Origin of the sequence: Sinomonas sp. ASV486 (genome assembly GCF_030908215.1) — a bacterium.
Lineage (GTDB): Bacteria > Actinomycetota > Actinomycetes > Actinomycetales > Micrococcaceae > Sinomonas > Sinomonas puerhi.
In genome coordinates this window covers 162,390-179,318 of record NZ_JAVFJK010000005.1, presented here as the reverse complement: position 1 = coordinate 179,318, position 16,929 = coordinate 162,390, and the positions used below count along the sequence as shown (strand labels likewise).

General features: G+C 69.1%; 9 protein-coding genes. 7 read left to right on the top strand and 2 right to left on the bottom strand.

The window, feature by feature from the left end; genetic code table 11:
• Nucleotides 1–82: 82 nt before the first annotated feature.
• The gene (mfd, locus tag RBS60_RS09140) at nt 83–3,808 is read right to left on the bottom strand and encodes a transcription-repair coupling factor (RefSeq protein ID WP_307957240.1); all 3,726 of its coding nucleotides are present in this window, start codon (nt 3,806–3,808) and stop codon (nt 83–85) included.
• A 247-nt stretch (nt 3,809–4,055) separates the two neighbouring features.
• On the opposite strand from mfd, the gene RBS60_RS09135 reads away from it, so the two are divergent.
• The 3 genes from RBS60_RS09135 to nhaA all read left to right on the top strand — a co-directional run bounded on the left by RBS60_RS09135 (nt 4,056) and on the right by nhaA (nt 6,347).
• Complete coding sequence (locus RBS60_RS09135) at nt 4,056–4,559, top strand: DUF2505 domain-containing protein (RefSeq protein WP_307957239.1); 504 nt, start codon at nt 4,056–4,058, stop codon at nt 4,557–4,559.
• Nucleotides 4,559–4,780, top strand: a complete 222-nt coding sequence (locus RBS60_RS09130; protein WP_307957238.1) for an SCO4848 family membrane protein — start codon at nt 4,559–4,561, stop codon at nt 4,778–4,780. The genes RBS60_RS09135 and RBS60_RS09130 overlap by 1 nt, the downstream gene beginning before the upstream one ends.
• Before the next feature lie 217 nt (nt 4,781–4,997).
• Nucleotides 4,998–6,347: a Na+/H+ antiporter NhaA gene (nhaA, locus tag RBS60_RS09125; RefSeq protein ID WP_307957237.1), complete on the top strand. Its 1,350-nt coding sequence runs from the start codon at nt 4,998–5,000 to the stop codon at nt 6,345–6,347.
• Nucleotides 6,348–6,433: 86 nt separating this feature from the next.
• On the opposite strand, the gene RBS60_RS09120 is transcribed toward nhaA, so the two are convergent.
• Nucleotides 6,434–7,852: a glycosyltransferase family 39 protein gene (locus RBS60_RS09120; RefSeq protein ID WP_307957236.1), complete on the bottom strand. Its 1,419-nt coding sequence runs from the start codon at nt 7,850–7,852 to the stop codon at nt 6,434–6,436.
• A gap of 472 nt (nt 7,853–8,324) precedes the next feature.
• Between RBS60_RS09120 and RBS60_RS09115 the strand changes: the two genes are divergently transcribed.
• The 4 genes from RBS60_RS09115 to RBS60_RS09100 are packed head-to-tail and all read left to right on the top strand — an operon-like array spanning nt 8,325 to nt 16,814.
• Nucleotides 8,325–8,930: a DapH/DapD/GlmU-related protein gene (locus RBS60_RS09115; RefSeq protein ID WP_307957235.1), complete on the top strand. Its 606-nt coding sequence runs from the start codon at nt 8,325–8,327 to the stop codon at nt 8,928–8,930.
• Nucleotides 8,927–11,638 (top strand): WecB/TagA/CpsF family glycosyltransferase, encoded by a 2,712-nt coding sequence (locus tag RBS60_RS09110; protein WP_307957234.1) that lies wholly within the window; start codon nt 8,927–8,929, stop codon nt 11,636–11,638. The genes RBS60_RS09115 and RBS60_RS09110 overlap by 4 nt, the downstream gene beginning before the upstream one ends.
• Nucleotides 11,635–12,093 carry a VanZ family protein gene (locus RBS60_RS09105; RefSeq protein ID WP_307957233.1) on the top strand — a complete coding sequence of 153 codons (459 nt, stop codon included), beginning with the start codon at nt 11,635–11,637 and terminating at the stop codon, nt 12,091–12,093. The genes RBS60_RS09110 and RBS60_RS09105 overlap by 4 nt, the downstream gene beginning before the upstream one ends.
• A complete protein-coding gene (locus tag RBS60_RS09100) occupies nt 12,078–16,814 on the top strand; it encodes a DUF4082 domain-containing protein (protein WP_307957232.1) in 4,737 nt (1,578 codons plus the stop codon). Before RBS60_RS09105 ends, RBS60_RS09100 begins: the two co-directional genes overlap by 16 nt.
• Nucleotides 16,815–16,929: the final 115 nt, after the last annotated feature.

Here is a 16,929-nt window from a genome sequence, read left to right as displayed (position 1 = left end):
GCCTGACGCCCGCCGGCCTCCTCTCCGTGAGGGGGCCGGCGGGCGTTTCTGTGCGATCTCACCCGGCCTCAGTGAAGCGGGGTCACGCGGCCGGGGCCGGTGTGGGGGCGAAGATCGCCTCCATGACCTGATCCGCCCACGCGAGGATGTCGCCGTCCACCAGGTCGCGTCCGCCCACAGGCGCGGTCTTGGGCTTCGGGATGAGCACCGCATTGAGTGTGGGCTTGTACTGCGCGCCCTTGTACATGCGGGTGAGCCGCATCTGCCTCGACTCCGGAAGATCGGCGGGCGCGAAGCGCACCATGTTGCCCTGGAGCGCGACGTCCGTCAGGCCCGCCGCGCGGGCACGGACCCGGAAGCGGGCCACGGCGGCGAGGTTCTGCACGGGCGCCGGCGGCTCGCCGTACCGGTCCGTGAGCTCCTCCATGACCGCATCGATCCCGGCGTCATCGGTCGCGGCCGCGAGCTTGCGGTAGGCCTCGAGCCGGAGCCTCTCCCCCGGGACGTAGTCATGCGGGAGGTGGGCGTTGACGGGCAGCTCGATCTTCATGTCGGCCACCTTCTCCTCGGCCTCGCCGCGGAAGTCGGCCACGGCCTCCCCCACGAGCCGGATGTAGAGGTCGAAGCCGACGCCCTGGATGTGGCCCGACTGCTCCCCGCCGAGCAGGTTGCCTGCGCCGCGGATCTCGAGGTCCTTCATCGCGAGCTGCATGCCCGCTCCGAGCTCGTTGTGCGCGGCGACAGCTTTGAGCCGCTCGAGCGCCACCTCGCCGAGCGGCTTCTCCGCCGGGTACAGGAAGTAGGCGTAGGCCCGCTCGCGGCCGCGGCCGACGCGCCCGCGCAGCTGGTGCAGCTGGGAGAGTCCGTACGAGTCAGCGCGGTCGATGATGAGCGTGTTGGCGTTGGAGATGTCCAGGCCGGTCTCGATGATCGTGGTGCACACGAGCACATCGAAGCGCTTCTCCCAGAAGTCCACGATGATCTGCTCAAGCCGCGACTCGGACATCTGGCCGTGCGCGACTTCGACACGCGCCTCGGGCACGAGCTCGCGGATGTCGGCCGCCTGCTTCTCGATCGTCGAGACGCGGTTGTGGACGAAGAAGACCTGGCCCTCCCGCATGAGCTCGCGCCGGATCGCGGCCGAGACCTGCCTGTCGGTGTACGGGCCCACGTACGTCAAGACGGGATGGCGCTCTTCGGGAGGGGTTGCGAGCGTGGAGGTCTCGCGGATCCCGGTCAGGGACATTTCGAGCGTTCGCGGAATCGGCGTTGCGGACATCGCGAGGACGTCCACGTTGGTGCGCAGCTTCTTGAGCTCCTCCTTGTGCTCGACCCCGAACCGCTGCTCCTCATCGATGATCACGAGGCCGAGGTCCTTGAACTGGACCTCCTTGGAGAGCAGTCGGTGCGTGCCGATCACAACGTCCACGGAGCCGCTCTTGAGCCCCTCGAGCGTGTCCTTCGACTCCGCTGAGCTCTGGAACCGGGAGAGCGCCCGGACGCGCACGGGGAAGCCCGAGAAGCGCTCCGAGAACGTCTCGAAGTGCTGCTGCGCGAGCAGAGTGGTGGGCACGAGGACCGCCACCTGCTTGCCGTCCTGCACGGCCTTGAAGGCGGCCCGCACCGCGATCTCCGTCTTGCCGTAGCCCACGTCCCCGGACACGAGCCGGTCCATGGGCACCTCGCGCTCCATGTCCGCCTTGACCTCGTTGATGGTCACGAGCTGGTCCGGCGTCTCGACGTAAGGGAATGCCTCCTCGAGCTCGCGCTGCCACGGCGTGTCCGGCCCGAAGGCGTGGCCCTTGGACGCCATCCGCGCCGAGTAGAGCCGAATGAGCTCCCCCGCAATCTGCTTGACGGCCTTCTTGGCCTTGGACTTGGTCGAGGCCCAGTCCGCTCCGCCCATCTTGGAGAGCGACGGCGTGTCCCCGCCCACGTAGCGGGTCACCTGGTCGAGCTGGTCAGTCGGGACGAAGAGCCTGTCGCCGGGCGCCCCGCGCTTGGACGGGGCGTACTCGAGCACCATGTAGTCGCGCGTCGCGCTCGAGCCGGCTGCCCCGCTGTGGCCGCCACTGTGCCCGCCGCCGGCTATCCTGCGCTGCACGAGCTCCACGAACTTCCCGATCCCATGCTGCTCGTGGACCACGAAGTCGCCCGTGTGGAGCGAGAGGGGGTCGACGGCGTTGCGCCGCCGGGAGGGCATCTTCCGCATGTCGCGGGTCCCCGCAGCGCTCGCCCGCCCGAGCAGGTCCGTCTCCGTGAGCAGCCCGAGCTTGAGCCCGTCGAGGACGAAGCCGTGGCCCGCAGGCGCCGTCGTGATCTCGATGATGCCCGGATCAGGGACCCGCTCGAGGCCGTCGACGCGGCTGCACGGGATGCCCGCATCGTGGAAGAGCTCGGCGAGACGCTGCGCCGGGCCGGGGCCGTCGGTCGCGACGACGGTCCGCCACTCGTCCCGCACACGCCCGCCGATGAAGTCCATCATCTCGGCCACATCGCCCTGGTAGCCGCGCGGCTCGCGGGCGGCCACCGTCACCACGTCGACATCGAGGACCGTCTCGGCATCGACGCCGAGGGACGTCAGGGACCACCACGTGACGCCGCGCTCCTGGGCCTCGGCCCGGACTTCCCCCAGGGTCGCGAAGCTTGCGTCCTCGAGTCGGCCGGCATGCTCGGCGGCGTCCTGGCCGTCCCCGGCCGCCGCGGCGAGCGTCACGTCGAGGGGCGCGGCGCCGCCGTCGGACGCCGTGGCCCACGCCGCGGCCAGGAACTCCTCGTTGGTCGCCGCGAGATCGTGGGCGCGGGAACGCACCTTCTCGGGCTCCATGACCAACGCGAGCGAGCCCTCCGGGAGCTGGCCGATGAACGGCACCATGCGGTCCACGAGCAACGGCGCGAGCGACTCCATGCCCTCGACGGCGATCCCGCCGGCGATCTTCTCGAGCATGTCCGCCGCGGCGGGCAGGCGGTCCTTGAGCTTCGCCGCACGGCTCATGACGGCCGGGGTGATGAGCAGCTCGCGGCACGGTGGCGCGAACAGGACGGCGGGGTGGTGGACGTTCGGGCCTGTCAGCGAGCGCTGGTCCGCCACAGCGAAGAGGCGCATCTGCTCGACCTCGTCGCCGAAGAATTCGACGCGCACCGGGTGGTCCTCGGTGGGTGGGAAGACGTCGATGATGCCGCCCCGCACGGCGAACTCGCCCCGGTGGCTCACCATGTCGACCCGGGCGTAGGCAGCATCCGCGAGCGCGCGCACCACGTCGTCGAACGGTGCCTCCTGGCCCACCGCGAGGGAGACAGGCACGAGGTCGCCCAGGCCGGCGACGAGCGGCTGGAGCACCGCCCGCACGGGTGCAACGACAACCCGGAGCTGCTGGGGTGTGCTGTGCGCGGCGTCGTCTTCCGGATGCGCGAGGCGGCGCAGGACGGCCAGCCGCCGGCCCACCGTGTCGGACCGCGGCGAGAGCCGCTCATGCGGAAGGGTCTCCCAGCTCGGGAACAGCGCGACTGATCCCGCGGGCAGGTAGGCGCCGAGGGCCGAGACCAGATCCTCCGCCTCGCGCTCCGTCGCCGTCACGGCGAGCACGACGGCGCCCGGCTCCGGGACAGCCTCGACCACGTCGGCCAGGACCACGGGCCGCAGACCCGTGGGAGCCACGATCTGGAGGTCCTGGCTCCGCCTCGCCCCGGGCTTCGACGCGTACCCCTGCAGCCGCGCGATGCTCGGGTCCTCGGCGACGGCGCGCCGCAGCCCCTCGAGGATGGGCGCGCCCTCACGGCTCGCTGGGCGCACGACGTCAACAGACACTTTGGCTCCTCAACTCGCACGGGATGCGGTCCGCGCAGGTGACAACACGACAACCCCGCCACGGGAGAACGGCACTGGCGTGAGTGGCGGGGGCGGTTCCAGCTTAGCCAATGCAGCCGCCACTGGTCCGGCCCTGCCGGTCACGGGGTCCGGGAGGGCGCGCTAGGCACCCTAGGATGGTCTTCGGCGCGCCCCCGCGCCCACCCCGGATCACCTCCGGAACACCCCATGCTACGGAAGGACCCCCTTGGCACTGTCAGCCAGCCAGACCCTCAACTTCTCCGTCGACCGCGTTGCGGCGGTGTTCGCCGACGAGGCATTCCAGCGCCACGTGAGCGAGCTCGTGGGCGGCCGCCTCGAGTCGTTCTCGGTCGACGGCGACGTGGCCGGCGCGTTCACCGCGACGGTCGTTCGCAAGCTCCCCACCCAGCGCCTGCCCGAGATCGCCCGCAAGGTGGTCGGCGAGTTCCTCAACGTCACGCAGACCGAGACCTGGGGCGCACCCGAGGCCGACGGTTCCCGTCAGGCCGACATCAAGGTCAAGGTCGCCGGCGCCCCGGTCGACGTTGCCGCCGTCCAGCGCCTCGCGGCCGAAGGTGCGGCAACCCGCATCGAGCTCAACGGCACCGTGACCTCCTCCGTGCCGCTGCTCGGCGGCAAGATCGCCTCCGCGGCCGAGCCGATGGTCGGCAAGGCCCTCAACCTCCAGGCGACGCAGGCCGAGGCCTGGCTCGCCGGGGAGATCGGCTGATGCAGCTCCCCGTCGCCCTGTCCTGGCTGCTCATCGTGGCCGGCGTGTGGAACCTTGTGGTGTGGCCGCAGTTCCTCCGCCGGATCATGAAGGATCCGCGGGCCAAGGATGAGCAGGGCCGCGCAACGCGGTTCCTGACCGTCCACCTGCTGCTCGTGTCGGTCTCCGTGACGTTGGGTGTCGCGGTGGCCGTGGTGGGCGTCAGGACGCTCTTCTCCTGACCCACCCTGAGGGGTTTGCTCGGAGAGAGACGGCTGTTCCGGGGCGGGGGACGTCCGGGACGATGCCGAAGGCGAACAGGATGCTCCGGCCACCGCGTGCGGCGGCCGGAGCATCCTGCGTATCTGGCGATAGAATCATTGTCAGGTGTGCCGGGAAGTCTGGTCGGCGTGTGATTCGTCCTCCCCGCGAGGAAACCCCCGACCGATGGGACCAGGCATGAACCACCGGGCCGCGCGCCGTCGTCCGTCCGCCCGCATACTGACCCGCGGAAGCTACCCCGAGTACCGCCGCATCGCCGAGATCCTGCAGAAGGAGACCGTCGGCGGTGCACTCCTCCTCATCGCCACCGTCGCCGCGCTCGTGTGGGCCAATTCCCCGGCGGGCGGCGCCTACGCGACCGTGCGGGACCTGCGCTTCGGCTACGCGCCATGGCATCTGGACCTGAGCCTCGGCGCCTGGGCCGCGGACGGACTGCTCGCGCTCTTCTTCTTCGTCGCAGGGCTCGAGCTCAAGCGGGAGTTCGTGGCCGGAGACCTGCGGCGGCCAGCCAAGGCCATCGTGCCGATCGTCGCGGCGTGCGGCGGCGTGGCAGTTCCCGCACTCATCTACATCGGCGTCAGCCTGGGCGCCGGCGCAGCCGGGCAGGGACTGGACGGGCTCAGGGGCTGGGCCATCCCCACCGCCACGGACATCGCCTTCGCACTCGCCGTGCTCGCGGTGATCAGCACCCACCTGCCGGCGGCGCTGCGGACGTTCCTGCTCACGCTCGCCGTGGTGGACGACCTCATCGCGATCGGCATCATCGCCTTCTTCTACTCCTCCGGCCTCGAGCCCCTCTACCTCGCGCTGGCGCTGGTACCACTCGGTGGGTTCGCGGTCCTCGTCCAGCGGCGCATCCGCTCGTGGTACCTGCTTCTGCCGCTCGCACTCGCGACGTGGGGGCTCGTGCATGCTTCCGGCGTGCACGCGACCGTGGCCGGGGTGCTCCTCGCGTTCACGGTACCGGTGCTGCGCAGCGAGAAGGCCGGTGGTCCCGACGCCGGGCCCGGCCTCGCCGAGCACCTCGAGAGACGCCTGCGGCCGCTCTCCGCCGGCATTGCGGTGCCAGTCTTCGCGTTCTTCTCCGCGGGTGTGGCCCTCGGGGGGTGGGACGGCGTGGCCTCGGCCGTGCGGGACCCCGTGGCGATCGGCATCACGTCGGCCCTCGTGGTCGGCAAGGCCGTAGGGGTGTTCGGCTCGACCTTGCTCGTGACCAAGACGCGGCACGCCGATCTGGACCCCGACCTAGCCTGGGTCGATGTGCTCGGGCTGGCCCTGCTCGCGGGCGTCGGCTTCACGGTCTCGCTCCTCATCGCTGAGCTCTCCTTCGACGAGGCGTCGGCCCACCGGGAACACGCCAAGGCCGCGATCCTCGCCGGTTCCCTGACCGCGGCGCTGCTCGCCGCCGTCGTGCTCCGCGCCCGCAACCGGCACTACCGGAGCGTCCAGCAGCTCGAGTCGGTCGAAGCCGGCGACGCCGACGGCGACGGCGTGCCGGATGCGTTCGAGCGGGAGGCGGACGGCTAACGCCGATCCAGAAACCGGGCGGCTAGCGCCGGCGAAGGGGCCGGTCGGGAGCAGCGGGTCGAGAGCGCCGCACCCTTCGGATCCCTTCAGTCAAGGCAACCAACGGTTACCCCGCTGGCCGCCGACACCGGGCCGCTCCCTGCGTACCGGATGAGAGTGCTGCCCGGCCACGCGCCGGCGACGACGCCTCGCCCCTCGCCCAGCGCAGCCAGCAGCGACCCCTGAGGATCGAGTTCCCAGGGTCGGAAGACCAGAAGCCATGTAGTGCGAGGCTCCATGTGGGTCGACAGGTCCCGGGCAGCCGCCTTCGTGCCCTCGGGAGAGCTCACCACCACATCCGACGGCCTGCAGCGCCAGCCGTAGTACTCGAGCGAGGGCAGGGCGTGCATGTTGTCCACCACCAGGACATCGTTCGGCCCCATCTGCTGTGCGAGCGTCACGGCCGGTGATCGGAGATCGTCCTTCGCATAGTGGGGGTCCGTGTACCAGTTCGAGAGCGAACAGGCCACGACGCAGGCGGTCAGCGCGACCGCGACCCGAGCAGACCAGACGGTGGCAAGGCGTGAGCCCGCGGCACCAACGAGAATGGCCACTGCAGGGAAAGAGGTGATGGCGTACCGGGTGTTGTAGCTGACGTCAGCGACGAAGGTCAACGCGATGGCAACGGTCGGCGGAAGCAGGCCCCAGCAGAGAATCCAGGCCGCCGCGGCCCTGCTGCGCCGCCAGAGGACAGGCATGCCGGCAACCGCAATCGCCGCAAGGGCGGCACTCACCAACGCGATGGACGGAGCGTTCTGCATGATCACTTGGGCCGTGCTGCTGAGCCGCAGATCACGCGTCGAGGGGCCAAGGCTCATTCCCGCCACGTCCGAGAAGAGCGTATAGGGCAACCAGAACAACTGTCCCGATTTCTCAAAGCCCGTCGCGTTGCCCTGGCCACCGGTGAGTACCAGCCATGGCACGAAGGCGGCCAGAGCGACGGCCTGGGTCGCCGCCCACATCCAAAGGCTTCGATTGCGGAACCCCCGCCGCGCAAGGGCGAACACGCCGAATGCGGTGATGAGCAGGGCCATGTAGTGATGGGTCCACAGGCCCAAGCCCGCGGTAAGGGCCATCAGGGCCCAATCCCAGCGCCGGATGTTTCCGTCAATGAGCCCCCAGCAGGCCCACACATATGCATTGGCAATGAGCAGGAGCAGCGAGTACATGCGCGCCTCCTGACCGAACCAGACGGCGAAGGGCGCGACGGCGGCGAACAATCCGGCCCCGAATGCGATGCCCAGGTCCCCGAGGATCCGCCGCGAGACAACGTATGTCGCCCCCGCCGCCAAGGTTCCGGCCACTGCCGCCGGCAGCCGCATCCAGAACTCCCCCGTTCGACCGACAGCAATCGAGGCGCTGTCGAGGACAGCCGAGAGGGGAGCCACGTGGTCCTGTGCGGCGAAGCCAGATAGGCCCGAGGACGTCAGTGCTTCGGCATTGCGCAGGGAGGCAATCTCATCCATCCACAGCGGCTGGCTGCCCAGCTGCCAGAACCGCAGAGCGGCCGCAGCAGCGAGGACCATAAGGACCGGCCACGCTGAACGGAGCTGTATCCGACGTTCCGGTGTCTGAATGACGCGAGCTGTCACCAAGCGACCCCCTCCGCGCGGCGGCTCGACTTCGGAGCCACGATGTGGGACTCGATCAGGATAGGAGGCGCCACGGGCAATTGGAATGACCTCTACGGTTTCTTCGGCCCGCCCCGTCGCGCCCTCCGCCTCCGGTACGCAGGGCAGCGCACACGGCTACGCGTGACTACTTGGACAGGCACCGCGTCCTACTTGTCCGTGCAGGGTTCCGGGGGCCGCCACCACGCGATTCCCGCTCCGGAAGGACGCGTTTCGCCCGCACCTCCTTGTCCGCCCCGGTTCCGGCCTCGGACCGTGGATACGGGAGGGCAGAGACCTCCCATCAGACCGGCATTGGAGGGGCGCCATGGCCCGGATCCACCCGACGGCGGAGGTCGCGGAGACCGCTGCTATCGGCAACGACACCGTGGTGTGGCAGTACGCCCACGTCCGAGAGGCCGCCGAGGTCGGTGCCGAATGCATCCTGGGCCGCGGGGTCTACGTGGGCCCGTGCGTTCGGATAGGAAACCGCTGCAAGATCCAGAACTACGCACTCGTCTATGAGCCCGCAGTGATCGAGGACGGGGCGTTCCTTGGGCCGGGTGCGATCTTCACCAACGACCTCACCCCGCGCGCGGTGAACCCCGACGGGACGCTCAAGGACACCGACGACTGGACGTCGGTGGGCGTCCATCTCGGCCGGGGCGCTTCCGTGGGCGCGCGGGCGGTGTGCGTCGCTCCCGTGCAGATTGGTGCGTGGGCCATGGTGGCGGCGGGCGCCGTCGTCGTGAAGGACGTCCCGGACTACGCGCTCGTCGCGGGCGTGCCGGCACGCCGGATCGGCTGGGTCGGCGAGGCAGGGCAGCGGCTCAAGGAGGAGGGCCCCACCGAGCGCGGCTCGGCCTATCTGTGCCCTGCCACCGGGGTCCGGTATGAGGAGACGGACGGACACCTGCGGAGGGTCGGGCCGTGAGCGCGGAGGTCCAGCCGGGCCGGACCACACAAGACGGGGACCGCGCCGTCGTGCCCGGCGGGACCGTCGTGCTCGGCGGCACCACGGTGACGCTCCTGGATGCCGAAGGTGCCGTCGAGGCGATCCTCGGAGGGTGCCTCGACCGGCGGGTTCCCCTCGGAGTCGTCTCCGCCAACCTTGACCATGTGTACCACTTCGGCTCGGGTGGGCGCTGGCAGCACTGCCTTGAGGGCGCCACTGACCTCGAGTGGCTCACGCTGCTCGACGGCGCGCCGCTCGCCGCTGAAGCTGAGCGGATCACGGGGCGGCCGTGGCCACGGCTCGCCGGCAGCGACCTCATCGGGCCCGTCCTTGACCGGGCTGAGGAGGACAGGCTGAGGGTCGGGTTCCTCGGCGGGAGCCCGGAGTCCCATATCCTCCTCCGCGGACGCCTCGCCGAGCGCCGCCCGGCCCTGCGCGTCGCAGGCTTCTGGACCCCCAGCCGCGGCGAGCTCGAGGACCCGGAGATGTCACGCGCCGTCGCCCGATCGATCGCCGACGCCAGGACAGACCTGCTCGTGGTGGGTCTCGGTAAGCCCCGCCAGGAGCTCTGGATCGCCGAGCACGGCAGCGAGACCGGTGCGCGAGTGCTGCTCGCCTTCGGAGCTGTGGTCGACTTCCTGGCCGAGCGGGTCCGGAGGGCGCCGTCGTGGGTCGCGGAGCACGGGCTCGAGTGGGCGTGGAGGCTCGCCCTCGAGCCGGGCCGGCTCTCGGAGCGGTATCTCGTCCAGGGGCCCGAAGCCTACACACGACTGCGGCGGAACAGCGCCTCGGCTGCTGGCACGCGAATCGCGCTCTCGGACGCAGCACGCGCTTCCGCTGCGCGCACGGCGGCTCTGGCCGCCCATCCAGCCAGCCGCGGGCGCGAACCCCTCCACCCACGGACCCTTCCCGACGGCAGATTCGTCCCCGCAGACGAGCCGGCCGACGTCGCCGCACTCGTCGTGACCTACAATAACGCCGACTCAATCGGGCCGCTCCTGGACTCTCTGCGCAGCGCGGCGCGCAGCGTCCGGCTGCGCGTGGTCGTCGCCGACAACTCCCCGGATTCCCAGACGCTCGACGCGCTCGCCCACGGCAGCGAGGCCTTCACGGACGTCGTCGCGTTCCAGACCGGCGGCAACCTCGGCTACGCCGGCGGGATCAATGCCGCGATGGCCGCCGCAGGCGACGCCGGGGGGTACCTCGTACTCAACCCCGACACGACCGTCCTGCCCGGGGCCGTCGATGCGATGCTTGCGCGGCTGCGGGCCGGGGCTGGCGCCGTGGTGCCGCTCATGCTGGGGGACGACGGCGCGCCCCACCCGTCGCTTCGCCGCGAACCGACCGCGGCACGGGCCTGGGGCGACGCGCTCTTCGGGGCCCGGCTCCCCCGTCGTCCGCAGTGGAGTGCTGAAACCGACTACGACCCGGAGAGCTACGCCCACGCCCACACGGTGGACTGGGCCACCGGCGCGGCGCTCATGGTCTCCGCGGAGGCCGCGCGCGCCGTCGGGCCGTGGGACGAGCGGTACTTCATGTACTCGGAGGAGACGGACTACTGCCGGGCGCTGCGCGAGCGCGGCTTCGACGTCTGGTTCGAGCCGGGCGCGCGGGTCATGCACTCCGGGGCCGGAAGCGGTTCGTCGCGCGGACTCGCCGACCTCATGGCCGTCAACAGGATCCGCTACATGCGCAAGAACCACCCAGGGGTGCCCACCGCCCTGGCGACGGCCGCCGTCGTCATGCGTGAGACGCTCCGGGCCGCTGACGCCGGGCACCGGCACACGCTCGGCGTCATCCTTCGGCCTGGCCGATGGAGCGGGCTGCCGCACGCAGAGCCGTACCCGAGCCCGCCCGACGGTGGACATCCAGAGGGGTGCGTCATCATCCCGGCGCACAACGAGGAGCGCGTCATCGCGCGGACGCTCGAAGGCCTCCGCCCCGCGCTCGCGAGCGGCCAGGTCGAGGTGATCGTCGCCTGCAACGCGTGCACGGACCGGACCGCACAGATCGCTGGGGGCCTCCCCGCCGTGCGTGTGCTCGATCTTCCCGAGCCTGGCAAGGCTCGTGCCCTCAACGCGGCCGATGCCATCGCAACGCGCTGGCCCCGCGTCTACCTCGACGCAGACATCGAGATTCCGCCCGCGGCCCTGAAGAGCGTGCTAACCGAACTGGGCCGCGGGCGGTACCTGGCCGGTCGTCCGGACTTCCGGTACGACACCTCGGCATGCCGGCCGCTCGTCGCCGCGTACTACCGTGCGCGGGTCCGAGTCCCCTCGAACCGTGCCGCGCTCTGGGGCGCCGGCTGCTACGCGATGACTGAGGCGGGGCATGCGGCCTTCGGCGCGTTTCCTTACGACGCCGCGGACGACTACTTCGTCGACACCGTGTTCGAACCCGATCAGAAGACCTTCATCAGCTGCGAGCCCGTCGTGGTGCGCCCCCCTCGCACGGCGGGCTCGCTTGTCTCCACCCTGCATCGGGTCTACCGGGCGCCGTCCGCCTCTGGGGGACGGGCGACGCCGGGGCGCACCGTGGGTGGGCTCCTCGCCTCGGTGCGGGGGCCGGCGTCGGCCATCGATGCCGCTGTGTACGCGATGTTCGCCCTCGCCGGGCGGCGGCAGCCCGGCGCGATCGGCTCACGCGGCGAGCGCGCCTGGGAGCGCGACGAGAGCAGCCGGCGATGAGGCGGCGGACGGCGTGGTGGGCGCTTGCGGTGTACGGTCTGGCCGTCGCCGCGGTCGTCTTCGCCCCTGTCGGGCCGAGCCTCAAGGGGGTTCCGCTCCCTGGGTGGCTGCATGCGGGTGCCATCGATGCCGCGGCCAATGTGGCCATCTTCGTTCCCGGTGGCTTCCTCGTCGCGCAGCTCCTGCCACGCGGGAGGCGCTGGCTTGCCGTCGCGATCTGCTGCGGGGTGTCCGCAACCATCGAGGCTGTCCAGGCATTCTTCCTTCCCGAGCGCTCGGGCAACGTCCGGGATGTCGTTACGAACACGACGGGCGCCCTCATCGGCATGCTCGCGTTCATCGTTTGGCTGCGGGTGCTGGGTCCCCGCGGATTGGCTCGCTCCACGGACGCGAGTCCCCATGTGTCAGAGAGCTCCACCCGGTCCTATGAGGAGTCACCGTGGGCAAGCCAGTAGCAGTCCGTTCACACCACCGCACGCTCCGGGGGCCCATGTGGCGGACCGTGCATCGGGCTGCCGCCGTCTGGGTGCCCGCGCTGCTCATCTCTGCCCTGCTCGTCGGGATTGAGCCGGTCGTCTCGGCACCTACAGCTCAGGCGGCCTCCAATCCGTGCGCCGCCCCGGTAGCCAGCGCCGTCGCCTGCGAGAACACCCAGGGTGGAACGCCGCAGAGCGACTGGATGATCTCCGGCGCGGGCGACTCGACCATCCAGGGCTACGCGACGCAGATGAGCGTCAACGTGGGTGAAACCGTGCAGTTCAAGGTGAACACCAACGCCAAGGCCTACCACTTCGATGTCCTCCGGCTCGGCTACTATCAGGGAAACGGCGCGCGCAAGGTCGCCGCCAACCTTCTCCCGAGCGCCACACTGCCGCAGAGCCAGCCCGCTTGTCAGACGTTCTCCGACACCGGGCTCATCGACTGCGGCAACTGGGCCGTCTCCGCCTCGTGGACCGTTCCCACCACAGCTGTTTCGGGCGTCTACATCGCCCATCTCATCCGAAATGACACTGGTGGCAGCAGTTGGATCACGTTCGTCGTACGAAACGACGCGGCAACCACCGCTATCGCGTTCCAGACCTCGGATGAGACTTGGCAGGCCTACAACACCTACGGCGGGAACAGCCTCTACCAGTGCAATGTCGCCTGCCCGCCCGGGAACCCCCTTGCATACAAGGCCGCGTTCAAGGTCTCGTACAACCGTCCTTTCCACACAGGCTTGGACGATCAGGGACGTAGCTGGCTGACCTATACGGAACTGCCGATGATCCGATTCCTTGAGGCCAATGGCTACGACATGAGCTACATGGCGGGCATTGACACGGCCTCACGCGGATCCCTTCTGCTCAACCACAAGACGATTGTCACCTCTGGGCACGATGAGTACGTCTCGTACGACCAGCGGACCAACCTCGAGGCGGCCCGAGACCATGGCGTCAACCTGGCCATGTTCTCGGGCAACGAGCTGTTCTGGCGCACCCGATGGGAGTCCAGCCAGGCCGGCACCACGACGGCCGGGCGGACCTTGGTCACCTACAAGGACACCCACTTCAACGCGCCCACAGACCCTGTGACGTGGACCGGAACCTACGCTGACCCCCGGTTCGGAACCTCAGGCGGTGGGGGCAATCCCCAGAATGCCTTGACGGGCCAGTTCTACAACGTGAATTCCGGGACGACCGACATCACGGTCCCTGCCAAATACGCCAGCCTGCGGATGTGGCGCAACACAACCATCTCATCACTCACCGGAAGCCAGACCGCGACCCTCGGATCTGGGCTCGGAACGCTTGGATACGAGTGGGACATCTACGCCGACAACGGCTCCCGGCCAGCCGGCCTGTTCGCGCTGTCCTCGACCACCAACACCAACGCGGAAGTCTTCACGGACTACGGAAGCACAACGGCTACCGGAAAGACCGCCACCCACAGCCTCACGGAATACCGGGCCAAGAGCGGCGCGCTCGTCTTTGGGGCAGGAACGGTGCAATGGTCCTGGGGGCTGGACAACTTCACAACCAACGGAAACACCGACCTCAATATGCAGCAGGCCACGGTGAACCTGCTGGCGGACATGGCTTCCCAGCCCGTCACCCCGCTGCCCGGCATCAAGGCCGCCGCGGGGTCGACGGACGCAACGGCGCCGACATCGACCATCACTTCTCCGACATCGGGCGCCTCCGTGGCCGACGGCACCACGGTGACCGTCTCGGGAACCGCCAGCGATACGGGCGGCGGCGTGGTCGCGGGAGTGGAAGTGTCTACCGATGGCGGAACCTCGTGGCACCCCGCCACGGGCACGACGAACTGGACCTATTCGTGGGTAGCCCACGGCAGCCCGTCGACCACTCTCCAGACGCGCGCAGTGGACGACAGCGGCAACCTCGAGACGCCCGGGTCGGGACGCTCCGTGAGTGTGGGGTGCCCCTGCTCGATCCTTGGGACTGGCATGAAGCCCGCAGTCGCCGACGCGGGCGACCCGAGCGGGGTGGAGCTCGGCTCGCAGTTCTACTCCGACGTCACTGGCACGGTGACCGGCGTCCGGTTCTACAAGGCTGGCACCAACGCGGGGACCCATGTCGGCAACCTGTGGACCACGGCTGGGGCACTCCTCGCCAGCGCGACCTTCACGGGAGAAACGGCCTCCGGCTGGCAGTCAGTCACGTTCTCCAAGCCAGTGACAGTCACCGCTGGCACGCGCTACATCGTGTCCTACTACGCCCCCAAGGGCCACTACTCCGAGGACTTGGGCTGGTTCTACAACAACCCGTCTCCGCAGCCCGCTGGTGGCGACTCGGTTGACTCCGCACCCTTGCATTTCACCCGGAGCGTCCCGGGATCGCCCAATGGGTTCTACAACTACGGCCCGAGTTCGAGCTTCCCCAACCAGATCTACAATGCCGAGAACTACTGGGTGGACCCCGTCTTCACGCCTTCGGCGACCGCAGCACCGGCTATCACGCAGACCGCGCCGGCCGCGGGTGCGACCAACGTGGCGATCGGTACCGCGCCGAGCGCAACGTTCAATCAGGCCGTCACAGCGTCCTCGGTGACCTTCACGGTCAAGGACGCGGGCGGCGCAGCCGTCTCTGGAACTACGGCGCTGGGGAGCAACGGAACCGTAGCGACCTTCACGCCGTCGTCCGCCCTCTCGTACAGCACCCAGTACACCGCCACCGTGAGCGGAGCCACCAACTCGACCGGACAAGCCATGGCCAGTCCCTATACCTGGACCTTCACGACCATGGCGCCGCCCCCTGCCCCCGCAGTCACGTCGACAGCGCCGGCGTCGGGGGCGACAGGCATCGCAGTTGCCATCACGCCGAGCGCGACGTTCAATCAGGCGGTGACAGCATCCTCGGTGACGTTCACCCTCAAAGACGGCGGCGGGACCTCGGTTTCGGGTACAACGGCGCTGAGCAGTGATGGGACCACGGCGACTTTCACGCCGTCCACCGCACTTGCCTACAGCGTGACCTACTCGGCGACCGTGAGCGGCGCAACGAACTCCACGGGGCAGACCATGGCCAGCCCATACTCGTGGACCTTCACGACGGCCAGCGCGCCGCCAGCCCCAAGTGTCTCCTCGACGAATCCGCCCCCCGGCGCAACAGGCGTCGCCGTGACGTCGGCTGTGACCGCGACCTTCAGTCAGGATGTATCGTCCTCCTCGATCCAGTTCGTCCTCAAGGACGCGTCCGGAGCGAGCATCCCCGGCTCGATGTCCTACTCGAGCACGACGACGACGGCGACCTTCACCCCGTCGGCTCCCCTCGCGAACAACACCCAGTACACGGCGTCGGTGAGCGGGGCAACCAATTCGACAGGCCAGACCATGTCTCCCTACAGCTGGAGCTTCACCACTGTTCCGGGATACAGCTGCCCGTGCACCGTGTTCCCGTCCAGCGCGACGCCCGCCACGGCGAACTCCGGCGACACAAGCGGGGTCGAGCTCGGCATGAAGTTCCAGACCACGATCGATGGGCAGATCACGGGCGTCCGCTTCTACAAGGGCAACCAGAACACCGGAACGCACGTCGGCAACCTCTGGTCAGCTGGCGGCACAAAACTCGCGACCGTGACTTTCGTGAATGAATCGGCATCAGGGTGGCAGCAGGCCTATTTCTCCGCCCCGGTTGCGGTGACAGCAAATACGACCTACGAGGTCTCGTACTACGCCCCGAACGGCAACTACTCCGACACCGGCAACGGATTCTCTACCCAGCTGGGGGCGACGCCCATCGTAGGACTTGCCAGCGGTTCGAGCGGCGGCAACGGGGTCTATGCCTACGGCTCGGCCTCGAGCTTCCCGAACGGGACGTACAACTCGACCAACTACTGGGTCGACGCCGTCCTCAATCCGGGTTCCCCAGCCGCGCCCGTCGTCCTGAGCACCGCACCGTCTCAGGGAGTCACCGGGGTCCAGACGGGTTCCCCAGTCTCAGCCACCTTTGACCAGGCCGTCGACACATCGTCCGCCTCGTTCACGCTCACGCCCACCGGCGGCACCGCGGTCGCGGGCAGCACCGGCAACCTCTCCGCCACAGGGACGTACACCCTCACCCCGAGTGCAGCGCTCGCGGCGAACACGACCTACACCGCCGCCGTGTCCGGGGTGAAGAGCGCAACCGGCCAGACTATGACGTCCGCGTACTCCTGGAGCTTCACGACTGGAGCCATAGTGTACAGCTGCCCATGCAGCATCTTCAGTTCCTCGTCCCTTCCCTCCACGGTCAACGTCAACGACACGAATGCGGTCGAGCTCGGTACACAATTCACATCCGATGTCGCCGGGTCGGTCACCGCTATCAAGTTCTACAAGGGCTCCCAGAATACGGGGACACACATCGGGCACCTCTGGACGGCGGGAGGCACACTGCTCGCAACAGTGACCTTCAGTGGCGAGACCTCGAGCGGCTGGCAGACCGCTACGCTCTCAGGCCCGGTCGCGATCTCGGCGAACACTGCCTACGTGGTCTCGTACTACGCACCGAACGGCTTCTACTCGGCCACTGGGAACTTCTTCGCGACATCGGCGGATGCGCCGCCACTGCACGGGCTTGCGAGCACCGCGAGCCACCTCAACGGCCTGTATAAGTACGGAACGTCCGGGTTCCCGACAAGCAGCTACAACGCGACGAACTACTGGGTCGACCTGGTCTTGAACACTCCATGACTCGGAACGCACACAGCAGCGTGCGACGGCATGCTCTCGCGGTGGCGGTACTGGGGCTCCTCCTCCTGAGCAGCTGTCACGGACCAGCGCCTGGTCCGGAGTCGCCCTCGTCGGC